This window comes from Streptococcus sp. SS4 (genome assembly GCF_030440125.1).
Classification (GTDB): domain Bacteria; phylum Bacillota; class Bacilli; order Lactobacillales; family Streptococcaceae; genus Streptococcus.
This window is the reverse complement of the sequence record NZ_JAQFJM010000007.1, coordinates 97,541-114,381: the sequence shown is the minus strand read 5'-3', so window position 1 is coordinate 114,381 and position 16,841 is coordinate 97,541. Positions and strand designations below refer to the sequence as shown.

19 protein-coding genes are annotated in these 16,841 nt (G+C 35.3%); 5 read left to right on the top strand and 14 right to left on the bottom strand.

Annotated elements, in window-relative coordinates; all coding sequences use genetic code 11:
* Positions 1–18 precede the first annotated feature (18 nt).
* The 3 genes from PCY16_RS07565 to PCY16_RS07555 are packed head-to-tail and all read right to left on the bottom strand — an operon-like array spanning position 19 to position 1,758.
* Positions 19–864, bottom strand: coding sequence for a DUF4097 family beta strand repeat-containing protein (locus PCY16_RS07565; RefSeq protein ID WP_195413434.1), 846 nt, complete (start codon positions 862–864; stop codon positions 19–21).
* The gene (locus PCY16_RS07560) at positions 861–1,445 is read right to left on the bottom strand and encodes a DUF1700 domain-containing protein (RefSeq protein ID WP_195413433.1); all 585 of its coding nucleotides are present in this window, start codon (positions 1,443–1,445) and stop codon (positions 861–863) included. The genes PCY16_RS07565 and PCY16_RS07560 overlap by 4 nt, the downstream gene beginning before the upstream one ends.
* Positions 1,432–1,758 carry a PadR family transcriptional regulator gene (locus PCY16_RS07555; protein ID WP_155222557.1) on the bottom strand — a complete coding sequence of 109 codons (327 nt, stop codon included), beginning with the start codon at positions 1,756–1,758 and terminating at the stop codon, positions 1,432–1,434. The genes PCY16_RS07560 and PCY16_RS07555 overlap by 14 nt, the downstream gene beginning before the upstream one ends.
* Before the next feature lie 162 nt (positions 1,759–1,920).
* Between PCY16_RS07555 and PCY16_RS07550 the strand changes: the two genes are divergently transcribed.
* Complete coding sequence (locus tag PCY16_RS07550; RefSeq protein WP_195413432.1) at positions 1,921–2,529, top strand: CoA pyrophosphatase; 609 nt, start codon at positions 1,921–1,923, stop codon at positions 2,527–2,529.
* A gap of 160 nt (positions 2,530–2,689) precedes the next feature.
* On the opposite strand, the gene PCY16_RS07545 is transcribed toward PCY16_RS07550, so the two are convergent.
* Together PCY16_RS07545 and PCY16_RS07540 are read right to left on the bottom strand one after the other, a co-directional pair.
* Entirely contained in the window at positions 2,690–4,060 is a 1,371-nt protein-coding gene (locus tag PCY16_RS07545; RefSeq protein ID WP_107372457.1) for an MFS transporter, read from the bottom strand.
* Positions 4,061–4,100: 40 nt separating this feature from the next.
* Positions 4,101–4,226, bottom strand: coding sequence for a hypothetical protein (locus tag PCY16_RS07540; protein ID WP_021144850.1), 126 nt, complete (start codon positions 4,224–4,226; stop codon positions 4,101–4,103).
* Positions 4,227–4,328: 102 nt separating this feature from the next.
* Here PCY16_RS07540 and PCY16_RS07535 point away from each other — a divergent pair, with 102 nt between their 5' ends.
* Entirely contained in the window at positions 4,329–4,658 is a 330-nt protein-coding gene (locus tag PCY16_RS07535; protein ID WP_080611097.1) for a helix-turn-helix domain-containing protein, read from the top strand.
* 722 nt (positions 4,659–5,380) lie between these two features.
* Here PCY16_RS07535 and PCY16_RS07530 read toward each other — a convergent pair.
* From PCY16_RS07530 to PCY16_RS07505, 6 genes are all read right to left on the bottom strand, one after another.
* Positions 5,381–6,646: a site-specific integrase gene (locus PCY16_RS07530; protein WP_049528214.1), complete on the bottom strand. Its 1,266-nt coding sequence runs from the start codon at positions 6,644–6,646 to the stop codon at positions 5,381–5,383.
* A gap of 97 nt (positions 6,647–6,743) precedes the next feature.
* Entirely contained in the window at positions 6,744–7,004 is a 261-nt protein-coding gene (locus PCY16_RS07525; RefSeq protein WP_049528216.1) for a MerR family transcriptional regulator, read from the bottom strand.
* 71 nt (positions 7,005–7,075) lie between these two features.
* Positions 7,076–8,326: a replication initiation factor domain-containing protein gene (locus PCY16_RS07520; protein WP_049528218.1), complete on the bottom strand. Its 1,251-nt coding sequence runs from the start codon at positions 8,324–8,326 to the stop codon at positions 7,076–7,078.
* 322 nt (positions 8,327–8,648) lie between these two features.
* Positions 8,649–9,392 carry a type IV secretory system conjugative DNA transfer family protein gene (locus PCY16_RS07515; RefSeq protein ID WP_070576110.1) on the bottom strand — a complete coding sequence of 248 codons (744 nt, stop codon included), beginning with the start codon at positions 9,390–9,392 and terminating at the stop codon, positions 8,649–8,651.
* 12 nt (positions 9,393–9,404) lie between these two features.
* Entirely contained in the window at positions 9,405–9,875 is a 471-nt protein-coding gene (locus tag PCY16_RS07510; RefSeq protein ID WP_049528225.1) for a hypothetical protein, read from the bottom strand.
* A gap of 42 nt (positions 9,876–9,917) precedes the next feature.
* Positions 9,918–10,214 (bottom strand): hypothetical protein, encoded by a 297-nt coding sequence (locus PCY16_RS07505; protein WP_049528228.1) that lies wholly within the window; start codon positions 10,212–10,214, stop codon positions 9,918–9,920.
* Positions 10,215–10,475: 261 nt separating this feature from the next.
* Between PCY16_RS07505 and PCY16_RS07500 the strand changes: the two genes are divergently transcribed.
* Positions 10,476–11,228 (top strand): hypothetical protein, encoded by a 753-nt coding sequence (locus PCY16_RS07500; protein WP_049528231.1) that lies wholly within the window; start codon positions 10,476–10,478, stop codon positions 11,226–11,228.
* Between the two features lie 33 nt (positions 11,229–11,261).
* On the opposite strand, the gene PCY16_RS07495 is transcribed toward PCY16_RS07500, so the two are convergent.
* A complete protein-coding gene (locus PCY16_RS07495) occupies positions 11,262–11,597 on the bottom strand; it encodes a helix-turn-helix domain-containing protein (RefSeq protein ID WP_049528233.1) in 336 nt (111 codons plus the stop codon).
* A gap of 159 nt (positions 11,598–11,756) precedes the next feature.
* On the opposite strand from PCY16_RS07495, the gene PCY16_RS07490 reads away from it, so the two are divergent.
* Both PCY16_RS07490 and PCY16_RS07485 read left to right on the top strand, forming a co-directional pair.
* Positions 11,757–14,810 (top strand): SEC10/PgrA surface exclusion domain-containing protein, encoded by a 3,054-nt coding sequence (locus tag PCY16_RS07490; RefSeq protein WP_049528235.1) that lies wholly within the window; start codon positions 11,757–11,759, stop codon positions 14,808–14,810.
* Between the two features lie 10 nt (positions 14,811–14,820).
* A complete protein-coding gene (locus PCY16_RS07485) occupies positions 14,821–15,063 on the top strand; it encodes a hypothetical protein (protein ID WP_049528239.1) in 243 nt (80 codons plus the stop codon).
* Positions 15,064–15,309: 246 nt separating this feature from the next.
* Here the strand turns inward: PCY16_RS07485 and PCY16_RS07480 are convergent, their stop codons facing one another.
* Together PCY16_RS07480 and PCY16_RS07475 are read right to left on the bottom strand one after the other, a co-directional pair.
* Complete coding sequence (locus PCY16_RS07480; RefSeq protein WP_049528245.1) at positions 15,310–16,107, bottom strand: hypothetical protein; 798 nt, start codon at positions 16,105–16,107, stop codon at positions 15,310–15,312.
* A gap of 35 nt (positions 16,108–16,142) precedes the next feature.
* Positions 16,143–16,544 carry a hypothetical protein gene (locus PCY16_RS07475; RefSeq protein WP_049528242.1) on the bottom strand — a complete coding sequence of 134 codons (402 nt, stop codon included), beginning with the start codon at positions 16,542–16,544 and terminating at the stop codon, positions 16,143–16,145.
* Positions 16,545–16,841: the final 297 nt, after the last annotated feature.

The following is a 16,841-nucleotide window of genomic DNA, read 5'->3' as shown; positions in this document are numbered from 1 at the left end:
GTGAGCTGGCTTTTTATGTTATTCAACAGTTATATCACCGAGGTCTGAGGTAATGGTTAGTGAGTTATCCTTTGAGATTTTAAGGCTATTTGTGATGTCTACCTCTCCTGAATGACTATCGGCTTGAACATTGAGCGTGTAATCTTTAAGAGCTAGTTCAATATCACCAGATGTAACATCAAGTTTATTGTGACCATTGAAAATTAGGTTATCTCCAGAGTAATCTCCCATTGCAATAGATAAATCTGAGTTAGTAAAAAGTGTATGATTACTATCAACACTACCAACATCAAGGTTAGCTTTTAGGTTGCTGACAATCATTTTAGTAAAAGTTAGGTCCCCTACATTTAGATTGATATCTGATTGTTTGATGGTGCTATTACTTAAATCTAGATTTCCAGTTGCTAAATCAACCTTTAAAAAATCAATCGTTTGTTTTTTAGGGAGTGTAATGACAATGGTTTTATTTCTGACTTCCTCGTTGAGAGTAGAAAGCTTTACTAAATCTTTTAATCCGAAAAAGTTAATATGTTTGTTAGAAGTTGAATCTAATTCAGAGTTGTTATCATTGATAGTCAATTGACCATCCTTTACAGATGTGTCAATTGGAGTTTTTGCTTTTTGGTAGTAAGAAAGAGTAGCCTTGTCAACGTTTCCTGTTTTAATAAGTACATTGTAGTTACTACTTTTAATATCAATTTTATTGAAGTCATCAACTTCTTTCTTGACATAATCTTGCTCACTTTTAGTTTGATTTTGTAAATCTGTCAAGCCACCTTGGCTATACCCCCAAGCTACGAATCCTCCTCCTAAAAATAGAGAGATAAGGGACACTCCGAGGATGATCTTTTTCCAAGTTTTCATGATTTTCTTCCTTTCTTGATGAGCCATTTAATCAATAGGGCAATTAGCTTTACAATAAGTTTACAGATTTCAAACGAAATCAAAAGTAGTAAGAGTGCTCCTCCAAACATCAATAGACCTAGACCTCCTCCAAACAGTGTTGAAGCTAGTGAAACACTTAAGAGAGAGAAGCTTGTAAAGAAAGTGTAAACACCACTAATGAGTAAAGCAAAAGTAAGAGCTAAGGCAGTCACTATAACTGCGAAAATAATCATAAGAAGTGTCACTATCATAGCTAAGAAGAATAGTAGAATTGGTAAGGCGACTGGACTGGCTAAAACAGCTAGAATCGCAATCCAAAGGATAGTTGTTTTATTGCGTAAGCTGCTCTTGTCCTCAACAATCTTTTCTTCTAGAAGACGACTAATGACTTCATGTGCGGCTTCCTTAGGTGTACCCAGTTCTGCAATAACCCGAGCTTCATTCTCAGGTCCAGCCTCTTCAAAATATTCCATGAAATATTCTATAGCTTCTTCGTAGTCCTGTTGTGGTAATTTTCGTAGATATTTTGTTAATTTGGCTATATATTCAGTCTTTGTCATGTCTTAATCTCCCTTCTAGAATATCGTCCAGAGTTTCTTTATAGGTTAACCATTCTTCATTAAGAAATTGAAGTTGCTCTTTTCCCTCTTGGGTAATACTGTAATATTTACGTTTACGCCCTTGATACGCTTGGTTATAGGTGGTCATATAGCCTGCTTTTTCAAGCTTTTTTAGAATAGGATAAAGTGTTGACTCCTTAATATTAGCCGCAAGCTTTATTGTTTGACTAATCTCATAGCCATAAGAGTCTTCTCTATCGATAATAGCTAATATTAAGAACTCTATCAGTATTGATGATGTTGGAAAATACATAGTGTGCTCCTTTGCTTCTAGGATATGTATAAAAAATATATATAATTATTTTACATATAGAGTGTATCTCTTTTAGAAATATATGTCAATATTTTATATATAAAAATTTTATATAATAGGGATATCTTCTTTTTTATGATAACATGAAGTCAAGGAGTTCTTATGACTATTAAAGATAAACTAGCTCGTTACGAGCCGAAGCCACTAGGGGAGAAAAGACGCTATGCGGTGCTTTTACCCCTGATATATGATGTAAAAACTGATAAGTATCACATTCTTTACCAAGTACGAAGTGAGTATATTTCTCAACCAGGTGAGGTCTCTTTTCCTGGTGGGCGTGTCGAAAATGGTGAGACTTTTCAGGAAGCTGCTATACGAGAAACTTGTGAAGAATTAAACCTAGTTCCTGATCAAATTGACATTTGGGGAGAGCTTGATTATCTGATTCATCAGGGGAGAACCATCCATTGCTTTGTTGGAAATATAAATATAGAAAATTGGGAGGATATTCATCCAAATGAAGAGGTGAAACGGTTGTTTACAGTTTGTGTTGACACTTTGTTGACAGAGGAACCGATTTATTATAAAGTTACTTCTACCTTGAGTGATGCGAAAGATTTCCCATTTTTCCTGGTAAAAAATAGAGAAAAATACAATTTTGGGTATAGTGAACGTCATATTCCTTTTTACAGAAACTTGACAGAGAATATATGGGGGATGACAGCTATGTTTACACATAGATTTACAGATATTTTAAAAGGCTTAGAGTAAAAATAAAAGATCAACGGTAATATGTTGATCTTTTTGTTATTAGTTAGATTGTTTACAAGGTGTTAAAAAAATAAAATCTATTTCTGATATAGGAGTTTAGATTATTGATAAATAATATAAAACGCAATCAACTTTTAAATTGATTGCGTTCTGTTTAGTTTTATTCTTTTCCATAAAGGTAACGACTAGCAATTAACCAAGTAGCAATATACATTATCACGTTAACCAAAAATGCGACAACGATGACTATATTCCAATCATGGGATAAATTAGTAGTTACAATCCCCATAATTGTTGTACCAAAAAGTCCACCAATCTGTTTGTTTGCGTTTAGAGTTGCACCAGCAATTCCAGATAATTCTTGACCAGCAGCTTCCATAAGAATGGTTGTAGTTGCTGGAGTTAACACCCCGATACCTAGACTCATTAAAGAAAATAAAGGAATTAGGATGTATAGTTGAATTTCATGAAAAAGAACTCCAATTCCAAAAATTCCTGCTGCTCCTACAATGGCAAAAATAATTGAGACAGTAGCGAGGCTTCCCACGGAAAATCGTTTTACAGCACGTGCGTAAAATAAATTACCAATAATTAAGACAATCATTCCTGGTAGAATGAGGAGTCCAGAAACCATTGAGGAAAGGTTTAAATAAGTTTGAAAATAGAGTCCTAGCACCAAAACAATGCCATATAGTGAAATGTTAACTACTAAACCTAATAGATTAGAGACAATAAACTTAGCATTTTTTAATAGTTGGTGGGGAACAATAGGTGCTTTACTTTTTTTATCGTGGACTACTAAACCAATAGCAAATAATATAAATAGGAGAAGAAACAATAAAAGATTTGAGTTACTATAACCATATTGATTCCCTTCAACAAGGTAAATAACTAGACTTCCGATAGTTGTAACCAGAAATATATTACTAAAGATGTCAATTCTGGTCTTTAGATTGGCAATATTATTTTTCACGAGAAGTAATATTGAAATTACTGTCAAAATTCCAAATGGAATATTGACCAAGAAAATACCCCTCCATCCGAAGTAGTTAATAATTAGTCCACCAATAAAAGAACCAGTACCGGTTGCAACAGAAATAATTGCTGTCCAGATTCCTAACATACGTGCTCTTTTAGTAGAATCGGGGTATGAAATGAATAAAAGTGCTAATGAACTTGGCATGAACAAAGAAGCACCGAAACCTTGAATGAATCTAAGTATAATTAATGTTTCAATATTTGGTGAAAAAGAGCACCCTAACGAGGCAAGTGTAAAAATTGTCATTCCAATTAATAAAATTCTTTTAGCACCATATTTTGTTGTTAAATTTCCTGAAAGTAGGAGCAAAGACCCTAAAGCTAGTGTATAGGCATTAATAATCCAAATGGATTGCTCTAATGAGACGCTCATAGCTGTTTCAATATGAGGCACTGCAAGAACAACTCCAGTTGTATCTAGGACCGCCATAATGTATCCTAGCGAAAGAATAAAAAGTAGATAAGCTGGTGCTTTTGTATTTGTTTTTTTCATCAAGCTTCCTCCGTTATTTCATCAAACCAATTTTCATTTATCAATCAAAAGCAATATGTTTAACTTTCTGAAAATATTTTACTTGAGTATATCCAGTACCAAAGTATCTTCCATCAGGACTACCGAGAATATCTTCAATACGGTCAAACTTAGTTATAATATCCATAGGAATTTCTCCCTTCAAGTGATATAATTAACTTATCATGTAATTATTTATGAAACAAGAAGGGAAAAAAAGTATAGTAACTATCAAAAAAGGAGGAAACGAATGGAGACTTGCAAGATGCAACCTTTGAAAAAAACAATTTGTCCAGCAAGAAGGGTCTTGAATTTACTAAAGGGTAAATTTACTCTTGAGATTTTATCTGAAATTATTGATGGTAATATACATTATGGTAGTCTTCTGCGTAGTGTAGAAGGTATTAATCCTAGAATATTAGCGCAACGGTTACATGATTTCGAGCAAGAAGGCATTTTATCAAGAAAAGTTTTACCGACATCGCCTCCACAGGTTGAATATAAAATGACAAAAAAAGGTATTGCTCTAAGAAGCATCGTTGAAGAAATGAAAAAATGGGAGCAAACTTATAGTAATTAGATTGAATTTACATAATTTATTACTAATATTTTTCTATAAATAGAAAATGTAATTCTGAAAGATTTGGTAACCTTGTTAATCAAGGCAACGTAAAACACTAGTTCAAATGTGTGACTAGATTTTTTTGGCTCTATAATTTTTGTCTTGGGTAAAACCATAGGTAAGAACAGTCAAAATAAAAAATCATCTAAATAGTTGTGTGAATTTTTGGTATAGATTAGCTCGATTCAATGATTTTAGGGTAAGATTCACACCATTCAGATGAAATAAGTTGAGATTGATTGGAATAACGCTTTCAGAAAAGTGTATAGACCCTTGATATTAAAGGCTTTTGATTTTCAGTCAAACAGAAGTTGTTAAAACCAGAACTAAAAAAGCCCATAAAGCAAGTTGATTTTCAAAATGTTAAAAGACGCTCTAGTTTTATGACTAACTAGAGCGTCTTTTATTTGGTTATCCTATTCAATTTTTCAAACCTAAAAAGGTAGAGAAAAAAGTAGAGATTTCATTAATTTATGCTGCAATATACTGAAATTCAAAAATTTAAGAATCGCATAAAATCAAGGTTTCTCGTCTTAACTGACGTGTAGTGAATAACTACTTAACCTCAGTAAGGAATACTTAAAATCTATTTTAGTTGCTAGAAACCTTATTAAATCAACGTTTAAGGGTTGTTGATTTTGATAAAACTATCAAAGGTTGCCAAAAAGGTTGCCACAGATTTAAGAGGTCAGCTCAGCTATTTTGTTTAAATAGATATCGACCGCCTGTGTTTGATTCTTGGGAGCAAGTTCAGCATAAATGTCCATTGTAGTCTTGATTGATTTGTGTCCCATCCGAACTTGTAATTCTTTCCAATTCATTCCAGCATTCAACATCATGGATGCGTGAGTGTGGCGGAATAAGTGAAAACCATAATCTGGCAGACTAGCTTCACGCAATCGCTTTTTGAGTGTTGCACGTTCGTTTCTGTCGCACATATAGTTACCATAAATAGTAGGAAAGATTAACTTACTTTTTGGAAGATTATTTTTCTTGAAATAGAGATTCATTTCATCGTGGAAATTTTGAAGCTCTTCAATGATTTGGTACGGAACAGCTATTCGTCTGTTAGCTGAATCAGATTTTGGTGTGTTTTTACAAACGACTTCGCCTTTCAAACCTAATTTTGGTTTTGCATTTTTCCAAACAAGTGTTTTACTAACTAGTATTTCGGAATTATCAAAATCAAGGTCATAGATAGTCAATGCTAATAGTTCATTGATTCTCATACCTGAAGCAAGTAAACTATCGCAAATAACTTTAAATCGGCGATTAGCCCTAGTATTAGTCAGACTATCAACGATGCTTAACCAAGTAGATAAATCCTCATCATGAAGGACCATAATACGTTTTTGGTTGCTTTTGGGCTTTGGCGGGATTTTGATAGACTGAGCGGGGTTAAATTTGAGTTCAAAATGTGTTATTCCAAAATCAAAAATATCACTTAATTTATGGGCAATAGCTCCAAAATCTTTAGCTGAACCCTTTTCAGCTCTCTTTATACCTGCATCCACAGATTCTTTAGATTTTTTTGCTAATTGGTTGATCCAAGTCTGTATATCTGACGAGGTAATTTTTTCAGGTTGATACTTTCCGAATCGTGGTAGTATATAGGTGTCAAGATAGTTTCTAACTCGGTTCAGTGTATTATCTGAACTAACCCATGTCTCATAATTTGAAAACCAAAGTTCTGCTAAGTCTGAGAAGGTAGCAACATTGAAAGTTTCTTTCCTTGTTGAGTCATTTTCTTCAAAGTCAATTTTAGCTTGAATAATTTTACGGTCTAAAGAACGTAAGGTTTTAGCGGTAATAGTTGTTTTGACTGGTTTTCCAGTTTTAGAATCAAGTCCTAAGTAGATACTTTTAGCTGAATAACTAATTTCGCCATTGTTCTTTATTCTCTTTAAAACACTTTTCCCTTTATGGATAATTTTTTCTGTATTCATGGTTGCTCTCTTCAATCAATCGAAGAATGAAAAAAGCTAAAATAGATTGTATCGCTCACTTTCTTTTTTGATACTCTTATTTTAGCATATTTCGCTTCTAGTCACAGCTTAGAAATTCGATGACATCACTGATACTGTAATATACTGTTCTAGTACCCTCAATGGGTGGTTCTAGTCGCTTTAGACCCTTGTTTTCCCACGATTTAAGAGTATTGGGAGAAATGCTCAGTAGGGAAAGAAGTTCTTTTTGCGTATAGATACCTGACTTACTTTTTTCGTTATTTAAGTGCTTCAGTAATTCAATGATGCTATGAAGCATGTGTTCAATTTGCTTTAATTCAAAATAATTTTTGGACATACTAGTCTCACTTTCTTTACTGCATGGAATATGAGATAATGGCAATAGGGGTAAGCTACTGCCTATCTCTTCTAATCTGCAACATCACTCTTTTGCTTCTTGGCGGAATCTTTAGGAGTGATGTTGTTTTTTTGGTAAAAGATTTGGAAGGCATCTTCAAAAAAATCTTCATAATTAAGTTTCTCAAGTTTCCTACCAAATTTATTTAACCATATCCTTACATCTGGGTTGGGAGTGTAGTTGGTCTCATACTCTTGAATTAGTCTAATGATAAAGTGATTACGGGCTTGTGTTCCCCAGACTTCTTCAATTTTCTTCAAAAGAGGGTAGAAACCGCTACCTTTCATCAAATATGAAATCGTTGCGAGTAGGTCGTTGTTTCGAGAGTTCAAAGATTCAAGTTCTGGAAAGCTCCCGAATCCTTTAAGCAAGTCACTAGTGAATGGTAAAGACTGACCAGTCTTGGTGTCATGAAAACAATACTTGTCAATCATTTTATTAACAATGAGCTTGCTCAAATCTTGAGGGCTATCAATATCAAGAAGTAAGGCTAGTATTTGATTGCTATAAGTTCCTTTGTAAGAAGCTTCCATACGGATCCAAGAATTGCAATACTTAGTTAAGTGCATATAGCGACCTTGATTATCTAATTGTTCCTGATACTTGTTATAGATACGCAAAAGAGCACTTACATTCTTTTTCTTACTTCCTACGTAGACGGTCTGAGCCTCGCCGTTTACTTCTTGAGCGCTGACATTGGAAACATTTTTACGTCCTTTGTGATTGGTAATGATATATTGCTTGTCTTTTAGTCCTTGATAAAGACTATTTACTGACATTGGATAATTAAAGTAATCAACAGCAAGGTCGATACGTGATAGACGCAGATCATAGTAGTCAACATACAGCAGTTGTGCTATATTGTGGACGTCAATCAGTTCACTATAATAGTCTTGATAGGTGGCTTTATAGTGAGATAAAGCTGATGCTGAAAATTTTAAGATGATACCCATAATAAAATTAGTTTGATGCCATGCAATCGCAAAATAATAGGGGAGATGCTGAAAGGTAAAGCCGTCTGTATAGCCTGCTGGTGGCGTTTTTAAGGGAGCATATTCTCCAAAAAGAGCTGGTAAAGATAATTTTTCTGCTATTGTCTCAGCAAGTGATAAAGCTATCTGCTGCCAATTATCTGGGTACTCTCCTACAGTGTCTTCTGTAGGTTTAATAACAAACGTTACTTCATCAACACTAGTCATAATAACTGGATTATGGTCATTGTCTTTTTGAAGATATTTTTCAATGGCATTTTGATAAATCATAATTTACCTCTTTCTATCCGTCTAAAGTGTGATAGTTAACTGGGCGATCAGTTTTTGTTTTAGCTAACTTTTGTTATACTGAATAGCGAAATTCCTATATTTTAATTATTCCACTATTTCAAGGAATAAGCACCCTAAGTTTTATCAAGTACGAAAAGACTTGATTTGAGAGCTTTTTAAAGTAGAGAGAAGTTCTTTCCCTAAAGTGGGATTTCTAAAGCAAAGAATTTAGGTGACAATGGAACGGGGGTTATTACATGTCCCCCGTATAACAGCCAGCTAAAGCTGGCGAGGCTGTAAGCCTGTTCCTCCGCTTTGAGGGCTACGGGGCAACAGCCTCTTCGTCAAGAAAATAGCGGTCTGAACGTTCAACGGCTTCCCGAATTAGTTTTTCTAAGGGGGGCATGTTGTAACTTGGCACAAGTATATGGCGACTTTCTTGACCGTCAATCTTCATGTAACCGACACCTCTGGAGTTGTTTCGCAGAACATAATCTTTTTCATCAGAGAAGAGCATGGCAACTGTCTCTTTAGATAATTTGCCTAGTGCGATAACTGTACCTATGGAATCACGAGATAATCCCAAACTTGCTTTATGGGCATCTTGTTGGGAAATAATGACGTAAATCAAAAAGGAGCGTCCTAGTTGGATAAGGCGAGTATAGTCTTTAATGGCTTGTTCACGTTCTTTTTTATCGAGGCTATTTTGCCACGCATTGAACTCATCAAAGCAAATCACGACAAATTCTCTGGACTTATCAATCCCCTTTTGTCGGTTTTCAAGAATTGATAATGCTAAAGTAAGGAGCTCAGAGACTTCTTCAAAACGCTTAAAACCTTTACATCCGTCTAAAAAGGCAAAATCCGAGTCAGCCTTGTAGTCGCCGATTAGGAACGTGGCTCTTGGGTAGGTGTGAGCAAAGCGAGCCAATAATATTTTAGTCGCAAAAGTCTTACCTGACCCACTGGAACCTACCAAAAGAGCGTGGGGTACACGCTCAACAGGTATATCCCAGAAGAAATGGTTCCCATAATCAGCTAGATTTTTATCAAGAAAACATTTCATCTGTTAGTCCCTCTAATTTGAGTTATAAGAAAAGTAGATTTCTAAATTCAAGTAATACTGATTGTTATACCGTAATCGTTTTCCGAATTGAGGGCTTACAATTAGCATTTGCCCTTTATCTGACCAAGTTCCATAGGTAGCAGACTCTGCTAAGTATTTACTAAACTGTGCTAAAAAAACCTGACTAAGATAATTCATATCCTCGGCTTCAAGTTTCTTCCCGATCATAATAGGGAAGCGTACTAGATGACTGTCTTGATTTGGTGAGCTAGTTAAATACTTGACATAACGGCTGTCAAAAAGTAATTTATTTTTTGATACACTACTTGTCATCTCAATTACTTGTTCAAGGTCTTCTATGATTACAGGCAGGTTTAACCGCAGGATTGTGGCTTGTTTTTGCTTCTCCTGAATGTCGCTAATCTTTAGCATCAGATAGAGAAATCCAGCAAATAAGATAATTAACAAAGAAATAATACTCATAAAAGTTCCTTTCTAAAGAAAGGGGAAAATTTTCCCCATTTCTTAAACCAGTTCAATAAAAGCAGACTTAGCTTTTACTGAAAGCGCAGCACGATTTCCATTGGTATAGGCGTTGATAGAAACATTCTCAAGAACAATTTCTACTTTCTCATCAAATAAAGATGTAAAGTCCGATACATTAACTGTATCAACTTTGATATTGGTTTGACTAAAGCGTCCCTCTGGGGTACGTGCTCCAATAGTTAGTTGGGTTTGTCCAGTGTTGAGACCAGAAGTAAAATCCTTTACTTCTGATGCACCGATTAGACGCCCCTGAATTGTAGTTTGTGTAGCCTCCATAAGCCACCTCTTTCTAACCCGTTTGGGTAAATAATAATGTGTGATAGCTATCTCACAATATTATTGTAGAAAATTAGACGATATTTTGTTACCTAACTTATGCCTTTGACTAATACATCTTGCTATAATAACTAAATGAAAGGGACTAACTTATTTTAAAAGAAAATGAAAGCGTTTTACCCTAAGCTGTGTAACATCTATTGAATTATTTTGACTTTGTATGTTAAGATGAAGCCATATATTTGACTAGGAGATATTTTTATGAAAACAAAAATGGAAGAACGTATGTTAGTAACTGTTACTTTAAACCTAATGCACCGATTAGAAGATTTTCAAGCTTTTAAGGAAAAAGAAAATATTAGTGGCGACTATAATGCTAAAATACTTTATATTGTTCGATATTTTCATGTATCTGATAAAACAGTAGAAAATTTGTTATCTGGAAAATATGTATCAAGGGCAAATTACTTAAGTATTTTTCCATCATTTGATTCTGAAACTTCAAATGAAGCTAATACACTGTTGGAAAATCTGGCTGAACAAATTACTAAAGAAATTGAAGAGGGAAATGAAGCGACTATAAAAGAAGTCGATGAAATCTTGTCTAATAAGCTAGATAAGCTTGACATGAGAGTGTTATCGAGGGAACTATTTTATGAATCAATGGAAAAATCTATTCAAAGTAGTTTAAATAGACTAAATAAACCAAGTAAAGGAACACAAGTTTCAGATTATTCTTGGAGTGTCTGGAATAGTTTCTTTTACAACTATATTTCTGAAAGAGATGACCTGTATCAAATCTTTTCTAAGTTTGACACTATATCGAAGTCTTTAGACTATCTCCCACTAGTTGAGAAGATTTTTGAGACAGAAGATAATCTTAGAGTTTTTGGCAACGTAGCTGAACGATTGGATTTCTTTAAAATGGTTGATGAATATGAGGATTGGGATAATTTAGAACAATACATAAAGTCAGTTCAAACACGAAATGGATTTGACAACTATCTAGAATAATACACACAAAAAGCCAAGTCGAAATGACTTGGCTTACTCTACTTGTTTTATGATACTTCTGAGAGCTTTTATTATCGGCTCTCTTTTTTCTTTGGGAAGATGTTCGATGTCTTCGATAAGTTGGTTAAATTCTGTCTCTCGTTGTTGCATTTCTACGTTAAAAAAGGTGTTAACATCAACATCTAATGCCTGCATAATCTTCTCTATAGTGTCTACCTTGACGTTTAGCTGTTTGCTTTCTAAACGGTAAATATAATTAAAACCAAGCTCAGCTTTTTCTGCTAGATACTCCTGTGTGAATCCTTTTTCCAGTCTTAGGTGTCTGATTTGCTTAGCTACAAATTCTTTTAAGCTGTTATTGTTAGTCATGGTGTCACCTCACTAACTATCATACAGATTTTTCTGTGAGAGTTACCACCTACAAAAGACTGAATTTATTTTTAAAACATATCACAAAAGTCTGTTTTTTATGATACAATCATATTGAAACAGTCTTTTAAGACAGTTAACTAAATAAGGAGAACGTTTATGTTTAAGAACGAAGTTAAAGGTCATGGAACAATTAAGAAGTTGCGTACGGGTGCAGTTGTATCTGTATTGACTCTATCAGTACTAGGTGGGGTATCTGTTGTAAACGCAGATGAAACAACCTCAACTGATGCTACTGTAAGTAATGTTGAAGTAGTTGCAAAAGATACTGCAGCTGAAACAACACCGGTAGCACAGCCTACAGAAGTTAAGGCTGAAACGGTAGCAGAAACACCTGTTGCTCCAACAGTAACCGCAGATCAAGTTGCTAACGCTAAAGTCGTAGCAAACCAAGCTAATCAAGCATTGAACGCTCAAGCTGATGTTGTTGCTAGTGCTGAAACAGCGGTAACAGAAAACAACAACACTGTATCTGATTTGGGTAATCAAATCACAGAAGTTGAAAAGATTACTCCTGAGGTAGTTGCCGAAGCTAAATCAGATCAGGCTAAAGCTAAGGAAACTCTAGATCAGGCTACGAAAGCTACGGCAAGTGCTGAGAATAGTCTTACTGATGCTACTAGCAAAGAAGCAACTCAAAAAGGTGTAGTTGCCAAAGCTGAGTCAAATGTTGAAAAGACTGCAAGTGCAGTTGCAGATGCTGAGAAGAAAGTAGAAGCTCTTTCAGCTACAACAGATACTGCTAAATTGGATCAAGACGTTAAAGATTTGACTGCAAAAGTCGCAGAAGATACTACTAATGTAAAATCTGCTAAGGACTCTCTTGAGGCAGCTAAGTTGTCTGTAAGTAACAAAGACCAAGCAATCAAGGATCAAAAATCTGTTGTAACTACTGCTGAGGGTACTGTTGAAAGCTCTTCTAAAGCGTATGATACTGCTAAAGGCAACCAAGAAGGTACTCAAACAGCTGAAAATTCAACTAAATCTGCTCTTGACGAAGCTAAGAAAGGTAAAGTTGTAACAGAAACTGTTAAAGCAGGTGAAGTTACAACTGTAACAGCCGATGGGGTATATTTGAACAAAGGTGTTGCTTATTCAAACTTTACAGAAACTAATGGTATCGTTACAAGCCAAGCTTATTTGGATGCAATCAAAGCCCTTGCTAAAGGTACAGGGTCTGTCCAAGCCGTTAAGGATGCAATCAAGAAGGGTGACGAAAATGGTAACAACCTAGCTATCGTGTCAGCTCCTACTTCATCTGCATATAATTCATGGGTTAAAAACATGGATTTCAACTTTGCTAACACAGATTCAGCAACTAAGTTGGATGTTAACAATTTGTCTGACAGCCAGTTGACTGACTTGGCATTGTTCTACACTGCTTTGCTTAACGACCTTCGTTTCAAAGTGGGTACTAACTTGGTAACTGTAACCGATCAAAGTGTCGCTGAAGCTAAGAAGACAGTAACATCTATCTTTGACAAGTTGTTCCCAGCTTACAAAGGCATGGATGGAGCTCAACTTGAAGCTAATGGTTTTTGGAATTCTATGTCAGACCCTAAGAATCCTTTGAAGTACACTGGTGTAAGCTTGCAAGATACAGTTAAGGGTATCGACTCTGAAGATACAACTGTTATTGGTCAAAAACCTGCTAATAATGTCAGCTATACAAACAATGACGGACGTAAACAGACTATGTTCGACTTGAAAGCTAAGATCTTTGCTAACTTGGGTAACCAACTCTATGGTACTTCAGGTATGGGGTATCTTGGTGAAGCTTACGGTGGTGTTGATGGCAAACGCTCTGACAACTTTGATCTAGCTTTGGAAGTTCTTGGTCTTAAGGGTACTTCTACAACAGCAGGTATTGATTTTGGATTCACAAACACTTACAATGGTATGATTGACCGTGCACCAAGCACTTACACTGTACTAGGTAATTCTTATGGTAAAGCTATCAACAATCCTTACCAAACACTTGAAAACCCTAAAGAAACTGTAACTCCAGTCTATAAAGACGTAGAACGTACTATTGTAGATGATGCAGCAGTTGCTAAGGCTCAAACAAACTATAATGCAGCAGTAAAAGCTAACCAAGACGCTAAATCTAAGGTAGCTACTGCAGAGACTGCTTATAACACTGCTAAGGAAGCTCTTGCTAGTGCTCAGAAACGTTTGGCTGATTTGGTAGGGGGTACTGTAGATATTCCAGCTCTTGAAAAAGCCTTGGCTGAAGCTCAAACTCAACTTGAATCAGATCAAGCCTCTCTTCAAACTGCTAAGGAGACTCTTGCTTTGGCTAAGGCTAGTGCAGCAGACAAGTCTAAGGCTTTGGAAGTAGCTAAGACTGAACTTGCTGAAGCTACGAAATCTAGCGAAACAGCCAAAGGGGTACTCGCTAAAGAAAAAGAAACTCTTGAAATTCTTGCTAAAGCTGTAGCAGTTGCTCAAACAGCTCTTACAGACGCTCGTACTAAACAAGACGTTGCTAAAACAAAATTCATTACTGCTAGTGTTAAAGCATCAGACCTTGCAGATAAATTGGCTAACAAAGAAAAAGTATTGGCTGATTTGAACTCTAAGCTTGCTGACGCTAAAGCTAAGTCTGTCAAACTCGCTGATGAACTTAATACTGCTAAAGAGCGTTATGAAACTCTTAAGAAAGACTCAAACGCTAAGAACGTAGAATACCTCCGTTTGGCAACTGTGAAAGCTGAACAAGATAAGGCTGAAGCTGAAGTTGCACGTTTGCAGGCTCTTAAAGATAAGGCGGATGCAATCGTTGCACAAGGTGGTGTTGTAGTACAGGTAGTTGACGCTGATGGTAATGTTGTAGATATCGTTGATGGTACGAAAGCAGTTAAGAACGCTGATGGCTCTATCTCTATCGAGGGTACTCAATACACTCTTAACAACGATGGGACTGTATCTAAGGTAGTTGTTCCAACTGCAGAAAAGGGGGTATTGGCTACTGGTGTTGTGAAGCAGGCAGGAGTGACACAAGTTGACGGTAAAACCACTTATTCACGTGTTGAACGTGCAAATTCGTTACCAAATACTGGATCACAAGAATCGTTACTTGGATTACTTGGTGCAAGCATGATAGCTGGACTAGGGGTAAGATACGTAGGGAAACGTAAAAGGAAGAATTAGGAGATAACTCGTGGCGATATTAATTCAGGAAGTCAGTGATGAACCAGGATGTGCAGGTTGTGGGTGCGTACTTGCGCTGATACCTTTAACGATTATTTATTTTAATAGAGATGCTATTATTACTGGCCTTATCTCTTTCTTAGGTGGACTAATGACAGTTGTAATCTGGATAATAGGAATTATAGTAGTATCTATTTTAGGTTACCATTTAATTAAGTATTTAATACAATACTTAAAAAATAGAAACAACTAAAAAGAAACTCTTCTTACATTAAAGTGTAGGAAGAGTTTTTGCAATATGTTATAATGTCCAATGTAGAAAAGTGAAGACGGTGGCTACTGTTTCTGAAAGTGAGTTGATGCCTATGGGCAATTCATCAAAATCTGACAGAAAGGAGGTGGCCTAGGTTGACCGCATTTGAAGTGGTGCAAACTATGTTAGCATTTGCAAGAAAAAGGAAAGAGGACAATAAGGTATACTTAATTGTCCTTTTTTATTTTACAAATGCAATGCACTCACAAAACCAATTCTTACAAAATAATATGAAAATCCATCCTTGTACGGACATGGAGCTGGCGCTGATGCCTCTCTAAGAACTTGAAAATCTAGAAGCATGCCAAACTCTTTTTTATTTCTTCGAAACATATCATTATAAGATAGCTTTAATTCTATCCGAATAAGATTTTGACTAGTATTTTCATCTTTTAAAAACAAATAATTAGGAAAATTGATGATGACATCTGCTTTTTCATCAACCAAAATATCTCCCATAGACAATGGCATATTTGAAGCAATATAAAGTTTGCTATCATCATCCCAGCTTACTTCTTCGATTTTTACACTATCCAATGAGACATCAACTGCTTCGCCTCTTCCCTTATTTTTTAAAAGTACATGAAAAGAAGTTATACATTTCATTTGTTCTTCAAAAGTTTTTTCTTTTTGCACTCTTAAAGAGTCATCATTAAAATACCATACTGGGAAACGAACACTTAATTCTCGATTTGCAATAAAATCGGAATATTCATTTTCTACTGAAGCAAGTTTTATGATTGGTTTATATTTAATTGCGTCATCCGCTTCTGATTGTTTAGTCTGATAATTCAGAGTCATAACAACACCAACCAAGGTAATAATACCACCTAACAATGAACCATAATAAGAAAGTAAGTCACCTGCTCCCCACTCAGCAGTAAATAATGGAGCTAAATACACTTTAAAGGAAAGGTTGATAAAGATAGGAACAATAACAACTAAGATAACACTTACAAGTATAATAATTTTTTTGTTTTTCATATCTATAATTTTATAACTTTTTTCTGCTTTAAACATCATAATTTTTTACTATTTTTATGTGCCATTTTCTCATGCTCTTCTTTCATCTCTTTAGCAAAGTCAAATGTTAGCCATAACGCTTCTTCCTGTGTTAGTTGCTTAACATGTCCCCATGTTCCATCTCTGGAATGTTCATAGTAGGGATATGTTCCGTGTTTATTTCGAAGGCTTAGCTCATGAATAATGCCATCTCTCACAACTTTCCCTAGAAGACTAGAGGATTTGTAATAATATCCATTTCCTAGCCAAACCCGTCCCAAGTCATCATAAGGAGTCGCTTTGTTTTCCTTAGGAGTTTTCTCTTTCTTGTCTTCTGACTTATCTTTTTTATCCAAATCAATCACTTCAAAGACTTCTAAAGTCTCAATATCCATGATAATTTCTAGATTATCTGACATCCCTGCTGTGTCCTTTCTTTAGTTTTAGGCAACGAAAAAAGAGAACGATTTTTCGTTCTCTTAAGTCATAAAGTATTTAATTTTACTTTTCCCGAAACTCTAGACACTTACCAAAAAATCCTAGAAAAAATCTAGGACTTTCTATTCTTCGATTGATGACTTTCTTTTTATATTTTCAAAAAAGGTTGCCAAAAAGGTTGCCATAGAACTGATTTCAAATGATTTATAGTGAAATTCAATGTTTCAAAAACCCTATGAAATCAAGCTTTTTCAGCGTGCACTGAAATGTAATGAAAC